This window comes from Geobacillus sp. YHL, from assembly GCF_022341265.1.
GTDB classification, from domain to species: Bacteria; Bacillota; Bacilli; order Bacillales; family Anoxybacillaceae; genus Geobacillus; species Geobacillus thermoleovorans.
This window is the reverse complement of record NZ_JAEIGB010000003.1, coordinates 199758-210875: the sequence shown is the minus strand read 5'-3', so window position 1 is coordinate 210875 and position 11118 is coordinate 199758. Positions and strand designations below refer to the sequence as shown.

The following is an 11118-nucleotide window of genomic DNA, read 5'->3' as shown; positions in this document are numbered from 1 at the left end:
CAAGAATTTTTATGCATGAACAGGAATAAAAATTAAGCCATCGGCCGTCCGTTTACAAGACAGCTGAGGCGTTGGCGTTGTTCAACACGTTTGTTAAAATGTCCACCGCTTCATCGATTTCCGCTTTCGTCACCACAAGCGGCGGCAGCAGGCGGATCACCTTCGGCCCCGCCGAGAGGACAAGCAAGCCGTTTTCATGAATCAATGGCAACAGCGGCGCGACGTCCGTTTGGCACTCGACCCCGACAAGCAGCCCGAGCCCGCGCACGTCCTTGACGATGTCAAGCGGGGCGAGCGCGTCATGGAGGCGCTCAAGCAAATAGCGGCCTTTCTCCTGCACTTCTTGCAAAAATACCGGATCGAACACCACTTCTAACGTCGCCTTGGCGGCGGCCATCGCGATCGGGTTGCCGCCAAACGTCGACCCGTGCACCCCAGGTCCAAACGATTCTTTCAAAAACGCTTTGCCGATCATCGCCCCAACCGGAATGCCGCTGCCAAGCCCTTTCGCTGCGGTGATGATGTCCGGCTCCACATCAAAGTGCTGGTACGCAAACGGCTTCCCGGTCCGGCCGATGCCGGTTTGCACTTCGTCGATGATCAGAAGCGCCCCGTGCTGTTGACACAGCTCCGACGCTATTTGCAAAAACGCCGGATCCACCGGGCGGACGCCGCCTTCCCCTTGGACGACCTCAAGCATCACCGCGGCCACTTCTTCGTTCATTGCCTGCTTGAGAGCGTCGACATCATTCAGCGGCAAGTGAATGAATTCCGGAAGCAGCGGACCAAAACCGCTATGCACTTTCTCCTGCCCGGTCGCGGCCATGGTCGCGAACGTCCGGCCGTGAAACGACTGGTGGAACGTAATGACTTTGTGTCTCCCAGTATGTTTGCGCGCCAGCTTCAGCGCCGCTTCGTTCGCCTCGGCTCCGCTATTGCAGAAAAAGACGCAGTCGCCGGCGCTGTGGGCGACAAGCAAGGACGCGACCTCTTCTTGAATGGGAATCATAAACAAGTTCGATACGTGCCAATATTGATTCAGCTGCTTTTCAATCGCCTTTTGGACGTGCGGATGGCGATGGCCGAGATTGCAGACGGCAATGCCGGAGACAAAGTCGAGATATTGTTTTCCGTTTACATCGGTCACCACCGTCCCTTCGGCCGACTGGACGGCGATATTCCAACGGTTGTAAGTCGGAAATAGCGCGCTCATTATTTAGTAGACCCCCACTTCGTTTTCTTTCCGAATCGTTGTCCCATACCATGTTCCGTTCTGATAAAACGTCGTTTTGCCGCTGACGATCATCACTTCCGGCAGCGCATCGGATAGGGCGGAGAGCGCCGCTTGCACTTTCGGGATCATCCCGCCCGTGATGACGCCGTCTTCGATCAGTCGTTCAATCATTTCCGCCGTCGCCTCGGCCACGAGCGCGCCGTCTCGCAAAATGCCGGGCACGTTCGTCACAAACACGAGCTGGCTGGCGCCGATGGCCGCTGCGACCGCCCCGGCGGCCGTGTCGGCGTTAATGTTGTACGTTTGCCCGTTTTGGTCGATGCCAAGCGGGGAAATGACCGGGATGTAGCCCGCCGCAAGCAGCGTGCGCAACAGCTGGGAACGAACGGTTTTCACACGGCCGACATAGCCGAGTTTGGCCAAGTCGATCGGTTCTGCTTCAAGCAGCCCCCCGTCCACGCCGGAAACGCCGACCGCCGGCAAGCCGTTCTGCCTGAGCATCGCCACAAGCTGTTTGTTCACTTTGCCGGAGAGCACCATTTCCACAACGGCAAGCACCTCTTTCGTCGTTTTCCGCAAGCCGTTGACAAACTCGCTCGGCACCGCCAGTTTTTTCAACATTTGCCCGATTTCCGGCCCGCCGCCGTGGACGATGACGACATCCATCCCTTGTTCCCGCATCGTTCTGACGCTGGCAAAAAAGGCGGGAGACAGCTCATCGAGCACGCTGCCGCCGCATTTGATGACGACCGTTTTCCCCATCGTTCTCTCTCCTTACGTCCGATAGCTGGCGTTGATTTTCACATAATCGTACGTCAAGTCGCAGCCCCACGCGACGCCGAAGCCATCGCCCAAGTGCAAATCCACCTCAATGACGACCGTCTCTTGTTGCAAATACGCCGTCGCTTCTTCTTCCGAGAACGGCTGCGGCTCGCTTCCTTTCAGCATCACAATCGGCCCGATCGCGACATCAACATTGTCCGGATCAACGTCAGCGTCCGCATAGCCGATCGCGCCGATGATCCGCCCCCAGTTGGCATCCGCGCCGTAAACGGCCGTTTTCACTAAGTTGGAGCCAACGATTTGCTTGGCGACTTTTTTCGCCTCATCGTCCGTTTTCGCGCCGCGCACGCGCACTTCAATGAGCTTCGTCGCCCCCTCGCCGTCTCTGGCGATTTGCTTCGCCAAGTCTTCGCACGTTTTCCGCAGCGCCTCGTAAAAGTGTTCCCAATCCGGATGATTCGGCGTCAGCTCGTCATTTCCAGCAAGACCGTTTGCCATCACCACAACCATGTCATTCGTCGACGTATCGCCATCGACGGTAATTTGATTGAACGATACATCGGTAATCGACCGGAGCGCATCATGCAGCACCGCCGAAGAGATGTTGGCATCGGTCGTAATGAACGCGAGCATCGTCGCCATGTTCGGATGGATCATCCCCGATCCTTTCGCCGCCCCGCCGACGGTGACCGTTTTCCCATCGACGGTCGTTTGGTAACAGGCGCGCTTCATCACCGTATCCGTCGTTAAAATCGCCGTTTGAAACGCCTCAGCATCCGCCATCGTCGCCCCTGGAACAAGCTTTTCGATGCCCGCGCGAATTTTTTCCATCGGCAAATATTCCCCGATCACGCCCGTTGAAGCGACGGCCACATGGTGCAGCGCCAGGCCAAACTGTTTCGCGCACAGCTCGCGCATTTCATAGGCGTCCTTGAGCCCCTGCTCGCCGGTGCAGGCGTTCGCGCATGCACTGTTGACGATGACCGCCTGCAATTTTTGTTCTACAGCGAGGCTCGCCTGCGTCACTTTGAGCGGCGCCGCCTGGAAATGGCTTTGCGTATACACCGCCGCCGCCGAAGCCGGCACGTCGCATAGAATAACCCCTAAATCTTTTTTCGAATAGCGCAGCCCGGCGTGCACCCCAGCCGCTTGAAATCCCTTCGGCGTGACGACCGTTCCATCGGCGACCGCCGTTACTTGCGCCGTTTGTTTCGTTGCTGTCATTGTTCGTTCCCCTTCCCTCACGGATAGATCGGCAAGGATTGGAGGCCCTCAGCCTCATCCCACCCCATCATCAAATTGAAGTTTTGCACCGCCTGCCCGGCAGCGCCTTTCATCAAGTTGTCGATCACTGACACGACCGTCACCCGTCCCGTCCGTTCATCGTAGGCGAGGCCGATGTCGCAATAATTTGAGCCGTACACTTCTTTTGTCGCTGGAAACTGTCCAAGTTGACGGATGCGGACAAACGGTGAACCTTCATAACTTGTTTTATATAAATCTACCAAGTCGTTTGGCGAAATCGGTTGTTTCGCCTTCGCATAGATCGTCGCCATAATGCCCCGTGTCATCGGAATCAAATGGGTGCTGAACGTAATTGGCTCCATCGCTTCATTCCACGTTTGCAGCGTTTGCTCAATTTCCGGAATGTGCTGATGGACGTTCACTTTATAAATTTTCACGTTTTCGTTCACTTCGGAAAAATGCGTCCCAAGCCCTGCTTTCCGCCCCGCGCCCGATACGCCGGACTTGGCGTCAACGATGATCGAATCTTCCTGAATCAATCCTTCTTTGACAAGCGGCGCCAGGCCAAGCAGCGTCGCCGTCGGATAACAGCCCGGGTTGGATAGGAGCACGGCCTCGCGCACCGCCTCCCGATTCCACTCGGTCAGCCCGTACACCGCCTTTTGCAAATATTCCGCTGGCGCCGCCTCGCGTCCGTACCATTGTTCGTACACCGCTCCGTCTTTCAAACGGAAATCCCCGGATAAATCGATCACTTTCACTCCCCGATCCACGAGCGCCGGCGCCCACTCCCCGGACACCCCGGGCGGCGTGGCGAAAAAGACCGCATCGTAACGGGAAAGCGCCTCGATTTCAAGTTTATGCAACACCGCACCATCGACCGAACCGACGTGCGGGAAACTTTCCGATACATGAACCCCGTCCTGCGACGACGAGAAAACGTCGCAGCGGCTCACATGCGGATGCCCGTGCAACAAGCGGAACAACTCCGCGCCGCTGTACCCCGTCGCCCCGATAATGGCTACGTTCATCATGTTCCCCCTCACCCGTATGCCTCATGTAGTTCTCATTATAATACTGTATAAAAATAAAATCAAATGTATATTTAATAATTTTCGAGGATTTTTTTCTTGCCCCTCCCTAAGTCTATGGGAAACGAATACCGATTTGTCCCGGCAGCCAAGGTGCATCCTTGACTCCATCGCCCTCATGTCCTCGGGATGCAAAGACTTTCACAAACGATTCCATCGATGTTCAACAAGTTTTCAATCTTTCCACTATCCTTATATTGACTTCCCTCTTTTTTCCTGTACACTTTTAGATAGCGATACATTTTACGTAAGGTTGTGATCGGATGAACGAGATTGAATCTCGTGAATGGCAGAAGTGGCTTACACCGCTTGGGCGCGATCTTCGCCTTGAGAAGGGAACGTACTTGTTTCAAGAAGGGGAAAAAGCAGACGATATTTACTATATCCAATCGGGGAAAATCCAAATCAGCAAAATGGACATGGACGGACAGGAGCTCGCGCTGCGCATTTGCAGCCAAGGAGATTTGATCGGCGAGCTGACACTGTTTTGCCCTGGCGCCCGCTACATGCTGACGGCGAAAGTGCTGGAAGACGGCGTCGTTTCCGCCATTAAGCGCGAGACGCTCGAACAAGAACTTGCCAACAATCCGACGCTGGCGATCGAGTTGATGAAATGGATGAGCCTCCATTTCCGCAAAACGCAGACGAAATTCCGCGACTTGATTTTACACGGCAAAAAAGGAGCGCTCTATTCAACGCTCATCCGTTTGTGCAACAGCTACGGCGTCATGAAAGAAGACGGCATTTTGATCGACGTGCCTCTTACGAACCAAGAGCTCGCCAATTTTTGCGGCACCGCCCGCGAAGTCGTCAACCGCATGCTCGGCGATTTGCGGAAAAAAGGCGTCATCTCCGTGCAAAAAGGAAAAATTTGCGTCCACAACTTGCAATATTTGCGCGACGAAATCGCCTGCGAAGGCTGCCCGCCCGAGCTGTGCCGCATTGACTGACGGGCGGGTGCGGCAAAAAAAGGAGCTGACCGAAAAGAGCGGTAATGTTCCTATTTAGGGCGACATGGAAAAACAGGCCACCACGAAAAACCCGGTAAAACCAAGGGTTTCAGAGGTGGTCTCTTTCACATACTTCGGTTAAATTTCACCAAAAAGGGGGCTTTTGAGTCAGCCCCTTTTGCTCTTTTCGGAGCAATCATTCACACCGCACCTTACTTCACCATATCCCGATCCATCCAACTCAGACGGCCATCGTCTCCAATGAAAAAGCAATCCCGCCTAACCAAACGAAAAACCCCAAACGGTCATGGCCGCCTCCCGTTTGGGGTTCGTTCAAGAGTAAAGCACGATCATCGCGATGAAAAAGTACGCCGCGTTGGCGATTTCCAGCATGCCGAGTTTCATGATCGGCAGCGACTTGCCATATAAATAGACGGCGCGGATGACGCTCGGAGCGTAGGCCAAAACGGCGAACGACTCGCCGATGGCGATGAGGCCAACGATCAACAAGGCGTGGTAGCCCCATGACAGCCATTTGTACCGTTCATTTTTCTTTTCCCGAATCATCGTCTTGACGTAAAACGTGCTGCCGATGAAAAAGAGGAAGGAAAACAAGGCGAGTTCAAACGCTTCAAGCGTCAACTCCCCGCGTCCGGCGTAAAAGGCGGCAAGGCCGCCGACGCAAAACGCCGCGATGGCCGCCGCGTCGTTCCAAAAGGCGCGTTCGTTCTTTTTCTTGCTGTAGTAGGTGTTGACGAGGAAAAACGGCGTCATGGCGAGCCCGAAGTAGAAAAGCGCCGGCTGCTGCCAAAGGGAGACGACAAGCCCCACGACGGCGATGGCGCCATAGCGGGCGGCGGCGGGCACGTACGGGTCGTTCCGCTTCGTTTTCACCGCCATCAAGAGCGGATACGTCGCCAAATAGAGCGCAAGCCAGGCGACAAAGAGCGGCGCGTGAATCCACGAAAGCCCACCGGCGTACGCCCCGAGCCAAAACGGGATGATGAGCATCGCCCAGGCGCCGTGCTGTTTTGGCATCACCCATTTGCTTTTGTTCTCCATTGGTCTCATCCTCCGCTCACTGGCGGAATAAAGGCGACTGTATCGCCCGGCTGAAGCGGCGCGTCGTCGCGGGCGTACTCCTCATTGACCGCGGTCATGACGCGCCCGAGCGAGACGCCGTAGCGCTCTTCCACTTCGTCTTTCAGTTGTTTCACCGTTTCCGGAATGTGCGGCCACATCACTTCCCGCTCGCCGATTTGCTCGCCCAAATGGGCGAAAAACAACAGACGGATCATCATTCATTCACCTCCGGCTTTCCGGACGGATACGCCGTCGTTTCCAACTGGTCGCCCACCCAGGCGCTTCCGTCCTCCCATTGCTCTTTTTTCCAAATCGGCACGATTTGTTTGATCCGCTCAATGGCGTAGCGGTTCGCCTCATACGCTTCGGCGCGGTGCGGCGAAGAAACGGCGATGACGACGGCGATGTCGCCGATCTCAAGCCGCCCGATCCGGTGGGTGATCGCCGTTTTCGCCCCCGGCCATTTTTCGGCGATTTCCGCCCCGATTTGCGCGAGCATTTTCTCCGCCATCGACACGTACGCCTCATATTGCAAAAAGAGCGTCCGCTTGCCGTTCGTCCATTCGCGCACCGTCCCGGCAAAGACAGCAACCGCCCCCGCTTCCGGGCGCATCACTTTTTTCATCACATCCTCGACCGAAATCGGCCTATCGGTAATGACAAACAACGGTTCGGTCATGTCCGCCTTCTCACCTCATTCATGAGCCATGGGATATATTCGGCCTCATCAGCCAGCAAAAACACGGGGTACGGCAACGGCCGGGAAAGCGGCACCCAGGCGATGACGGCGCGAATGTCGGCGAGGTGCTGAAGCGACGCCCAATCTTCCCAAGTGCGGACGAGCACGACTTTCGGGTGCCGTTCTTGTTTGTAGCCCTCCACCAACACAAGATCAAGCTGAAGCGGCGCATAAAGCGCCAACACATCATCCAACCGCCATAACGGGCGGCGAAGATGAAGCTGCAACAGCCCGGCCCCTTCGACCGCCGTCGCCGCCGCCCCAGCCCGCTCGTGGCGGACGGAATCGACGCCTTCGGGCCGCGCGGGCTCGCCGCCATGGCCGTGATGCTTCACCGTTCCGACGCGCCATCCTTCCCGGACCGCGGCCGCCACCCATTTTTCCATCAGCGTCGTTTTGCCGCTATGTTTATAGCCGACGACTTGCCAGACGTTCATTCGCTTGACCCCTCATCGTCATCCAAAAGCCACACTTCCACCTCATCGCCAACCGCAAACCCTCTCGTTCCGCCCGGCAGCACCATCAAGGCGTTCGCAAAGGCAAGCGAGGTGACGATGTTCGACTTGTCCATGCCGACCGGCTTCACGACAAGCCGACCGTCAACCGCCTCGACCCGGCTGCGCACGAAGCGGGTGAACGGGTTCGGCTTCGGAAAATCGGCGCCAAGGGTGGCTTTCGCTTTTTTCAAATACGGCTTTGTGGAAAACAACCGCGTGCGCACGACCGGGCGGACGAACAGCTCATACCCGACGTAGCACGCCGACGGGTTTCCGGATAGACCGAACAGCAGCTTGCCGTCCCGTTCCGCGACGGTCGTCACGCTCCCCGGGCGCATGGCGATTTTGTTAAACAACACGTTCGCTCCGAGCCGCTCGTAGATGGCGGGCAAATAATCGAAATCGCCGACCGAGACCCCGCCCGTTGTAATGAGCATGTCCACTTGGTCGAGCGCCTCGCGCACGGCGTGAAAGCACGCGTCAAGGTCGTCGGCCAACTGGCCGAAATAGATCGGCTCAGCGCCGCTTTTTAGCGCCTGTGCTTCAATCATGTAGGCGTTGCTGTTGCGGATTTTTCCCGGCACAAGCGGTTCAGAGACGTCAAGCAGTTCGCTTCCGGTCGCAAAAATGCCAATCCGCGGCTTTTTCGCCACCTTCACTTCGGCGTAGCCGAACGTCGCCAAGAGCGCCGCCACCCCGGGATTGATGCGCGTTCCTTTTTCGACAAGCGGCTGCCCTTTTTTCGCATCTTCCCCTTGAAACGAAATATTGTCGCCAGGGCGGAACGGGCGTTTAATGGCCATATACGTTTTTCCATCCCGCTCGTACTGTTTGGCGAGCTCCAACATGACGACCGCATCGCATCCTTGGGGAATTTGCGCCCCGGTCATCAAGCGCACCGCTTGAAACGGGCCGACGGGCTGCTTCGCCACTTGCCCGGCGCCGATCGTTTCAATGACTTCAAACTCGACCGGATGGTCAAGTCCCGCTCCTTCCGAGTCGGCGGCGCGAATGGCAAATCCGTCATACGGCGAGCGGTCAAACGGCGGCACGTCATGGTCAGCACGCAAATCTTCGGCCAAATAGCGGCCATACGACTGGCGAAGCGGCACCGTTTCCTCTTCTCCCACTCCGGCATAACGCATCACCCGATCGATCGCTTCCGCTACAGGAATCGGGGTTCGTCTTTCGACCATCTCTCTCTCTCCTTTCGATCATACGGCTGGCGGCAACCATATCGTTCTTTCAACGTTGTTGCCATTGTTGCAGCTGTTTTATGCCTTCTGCCAACTTTTCATCAACGACGCTCGCATCGGCAATATGCCGCAAAATCATCTCCCGCGTTTCGCCAAACAAAGCGGCGGACTGTTCGAGCTCTTGCATCACTTCATCCGCATAGCGGCATTGTTCTTGAATATAGTTTAGCACGTCTTGAGCCCGATTTTCGACTCGATCGATCAGCTGATTTCGTCTGTTTTATTGTACAGGAAAGAAGAGAGACAACGTTGTGATGTTGATCACATTCCCTTGTTGTCCGCTTTTTTTGCTTGTGTGAGATGCATCACAACGTTGACATGGAAAACAAGGTATACTGAAGCTGCAACGATTTGACGATGGAGGGATCCAAAATGGAACAGCGGTTTACTGAGCAATCGCTGATTGGCGATATTGTTGCCGAAATTCCGAAGGCAGCGGATTTGTTGAAAGCACATCGCATTGATTTTTGCTGCGGCGGGCAGCGTCCGCTCAAAGAAGCCATCGAAGAGCTCGGACTTGATGGCGAAGCGCTTCTTCGCGAGCTGAACACCCTTTATGCGGAGGCGCAAAACAAACCGGCCGGAAACTGGGGCGAAGCGCCGCTAGCCGACTTGGTCGATCATATCATCAACACGCACCACCGCTATTTGAACGAGGAACTGCCGCAGCTCAGCCCGTATGTCACGAAAGTATTGCGCGTGCACGGCATGCACCATCCGCATCTTTCCCACGTGCATAAACTGTTTCATGAGTTAAAAACAGAACTCGAGCAGCATCTCATTAAAGAGGAAACGGGAGCGTTCCCGCTCATTTTGCAATTTGCCGACAACCCGTCGCCGGAAAACCGGGAGGCGGTCGAGCGGGCCGTTCGCGAACTGGTCAATGAACATGACGCAGCCGGCGATTTGATGAAAGAAATTCGTGAAATCACAAACGACTTCACCCCGCCGGAAGACGCATGCGGCACGTATCGCCTCGTCTACAGCCGGCTGGCCGCGCTTGAAGACGATTTGTTTACCCACATCCATTTGGAAAACAACATCCTCTTCCCGCGCGTGTTGGCGGCGGTGAAGGCATAACCAAGCAAAACCATTCCCCCATTTCTAAGGCAAAGGCAGGCGCAACGAGCGATAAAAAGCGGGGCTGCTTCTTCGACGGAAAGAGCGGCCCCGTTTCTTTGTTATCCTCCAATATACGACATTTCAATTTTCATCCGTTGTTTCGCCGTTTCTTCCGTCCGTTCTTCCGAATAGCGGTCTGTCCGTTGGTTCCAGACGGCCGTAATGAGCGCCTTCAGCTCCTCTTTCCCTGCCCCGGCGCGCAGTTTGTCTTTCAACGACACGCCCTCAGAAGCAAACAAACACGTATACAGCTTGCCATCGGCGGAAACGCGTGCCCTCGTGCAGCTTTGGCAAAACGTTTCCGTCACTGAGGCGATGAAACCAACTTCCACGTCCGTGCCGACGTAGCGGTAGCGGCTTGCCACTTCGCCGAAGTACGCTTTTTCAACCGGTTCAAGCGGGTACATGGCGTTGATTTGCTCATACATCTCTTTTTTCGTCACGACATGGGAGTAATCCCAGCCGTTCGTCGTGCCGACATCCATAAATTCAATAAAGCGGAGCGGAATGCCCAAGTCTTTAAAGTAAGCCGCCATCGGCACGATTTGCGAGTCGTTCCATCCTTTTTTGACGACCATGTTCACTTTGACGCCAAGCCCCGCCTCGCGCGCCGCTTCAATGCCTTTCAACACCGGAGCGGTGCCGACGCCGATGCCGTTCATGTTGCGGAAAATGTCATCGTCCAACGCATCCAAACTGACGTTGACGCGCTGCAACCCAGCCGCTTTCAGCCGTTTCGCCCATTTCACCAAATGGATGCCGTTTGTCGTAAGGGCAACGTCTCGCAAGCCGGGAATCATGGACAACCGCTCAATGAGCGCATCGAGGTCGCGCCGAAGCAGCGGCTCGCCGCCAGTCAGGCGGATTTTTTCAACGCCAAGCTCGACGAAACATTCCGCTAAAAGCGCCATTTCCTCAACCGTCAACAGCTGGTCTTCCGCCAAAAAGCGAAAATTCGGCCCGAACACTTCCGCAGGCATGCAGTAGACGCAGCGAAAATTGCATTGGTCGATGACCGACAGCCGCAAATCGCGCAACGGGCGGGCGAGGCGGTCGGTGATCTTCACCCGGTCGCGCTCTTCCATGTCGCTCCCTCCTTTCCCTTTCATGGGCCGCGT

General features: G+C 55.9%; 13 protein-coding genes. 2 read left to right on the top strand and 11 right to left on the bottom strand.

The genetic code is table 11. The annotated features are described in order from the left end of the window. Positions 1-52: 52 nt before the first annotated feature. Genes JCR24_RS05460 through argC form a run of 4 tightly spaced genes read right to left on the bottom strand, consistent with a single transcriptional unit; the run spans position 53 to position 4293 of the window. A complete protein-coding gene (locus JCR24_RS05460; RefSeq protein ID WP_238980237.1) occupies positions 53-1213 on the bottom strand; it encodes an acetylornithine transaminase in 1161 nt (386 codons plus the stop codon). Positions 1214-1216: 3 nt separating this feature from the next. Beyond that, a complete protein-coding gene (gene argB, locus JCR24_RS05455) occupies positions 1217-1996 on the bottom strand; it encodes an acetylglutamate kinase (protein WP_238980236.1) in 780 nt (259 codons plus the stop codon). Between the two features lie 12 nt (positions 1997-2008). Next, on the bottom strand, positions 2009-3241 hold the full coding sequence (argJ, locus tag JCR24_RS05450; RefSeq protein WP_014195157.1) for a bifunctional ornithine acetyltransferase/N-acetylglutamate synthase: 1233 nt from the start codon (positions 3239-3241) through the stop codon (positions 2009-2011). Positions 3242-3258: 17 nt separating this feature from the next. Then, on the bottom strand, positions 3259-4293 hold the full coding sequence (argC, locus tag JCR24_RS05445) for an N-acetyl-gamma-glutamyl-phosphate reductase (protein ID WP_238980235.1): 1035 nt from the start codon (positions 4291-4293) through the stop codon (positions 3259-3261). A 323-nt stretch (positions 4294-4616) separates the two neighbouring features. Here argC and JCR24_RS05440 point away from each other — a divergent pair, with 323 nt between their 5' ends. Next, positions 4617-5303, top strand: a complete 687-nt coding sequence (locus JCR24_RS05440; RefSeq protein WP_238980234.1) for a Crp/Fnr family transcriptional regulator — start codon at positions 4617-4619, stop codon at positions 5301-5303. Positions 5304-5636: 333 nt separating this feature from the next. On the opposite strand, the gene JCR24_RS05435 is transcribed toward JCR24_RS05440, so the two are convergent. Genes JCR24_RS05435 through JCR24_RS05410 form a run of 6 tightly spaced genes read right to left on the bottom strand, consistent with a single transcriptional unit; the run spans position 5637 to position 9050 of the window. Further along, entirely contained in the window at positions 5637-6365 is a 729-nt protein-coding gene (locus JCR24_RS05435; protein ID WP_238980233.1) for a YwiC-like family protein, read from the bottom strand. A 5-nt stretch (positions 6366-6370) separates the two neighbouring features. After that, positions 6371-6601 (bottom strand): molybdopterin converting factor subunit 1, encoded by a 231-nt coding sequence (gene moaD, locus JCR24_RS05430; protein WP_238980271.1) that lies wholly within the window; start codon positions 6599-6601, stop codon positions 6371-6373. Beyond that, positions 6601-7065: a molybdenum cofactor biosynthesis protein MoaE gene (locus JCR24_RS05425; protein ID WP_238980232.1), complete on the bottom strand. Its 465-nt coding sequence runs from the start codon at positions 7063-7065 to the stop codon at positions 6601-6603. Before JCR24_RS05425 ends, moaD begins: the two co-directional genes overlap by 1 nt. Then, the gene (gene mobB, locus JCR24_RS05420) at positions 7062-7562 is read right to left on the bottom strand and encodes a molybdopterin-guanine dinucleotide biosynthesis protein B (protein WP_238980231.1); all 501 of its coding nucleotides are present in this window, start codon (positions 7560-7562) and stop codon (positions 7062-7064) included. Before mobB ends, JCR24_RS05425 begins: the two co-directional genes overlap by 4 nt. Next, positions 7559-8818, bottom strand: a complete 1260-nt coding sequence (locus JCR24_RS05415; protein ID WP_238980230.1) for a molybdopterin molybdotransferase MoeA — start codon at positions 8816-8818, stop codon at positions 7559-7561. The genes mobB and JCR24_RS05415 overlap by 4 nt, the downstream gene beginning before the upstream one ends. 49 nt (positions 8819-8867) lie before the next feature. After that, entirely contained in the window at positions 8868-9050 is a 183-nt protein-coding gene (locus tag JCR24_RS05410) for a hypothetical protein (protein ID WP_014195104.1), read from the bottom strand. A 200-nt stretch (positions 9051-9250) separates the two neighbouring features. Between JCR24_RS05410 and ric the strand changes: the two genes are divergently transcribed. Continuing rightward, complete coding sequence (ric, locus tag JCR24_RS05405; protein ID WP_238980229.1) at positions 9251-9958, top strand: iron-sulfur cluster repair di-iron protein; 708 nt, start codon at positions 9251-9253, stop codon at positions 9956-9958. A 101-nt stretch (positions 9959-10059) separates the two neighbouring features. On the opposite strand, the gene moaA is transcribed toward ric, so the two are convergent. Next, positions 10060-11085 carry a GTP 3',8-cyclase MoaA gene (gene moaA, locus JCR24_RS05400; protein ID WP_238980228.1) on the bottom strand — a complete coding sequence of 342 codons (1026 nt, stop codon included), beginning with the start codon at positions 11083-11085 and terminating at the stop codon, positions 10060-10062. Positions 11086-11118 lie beyond the last annotated feature (33 nt).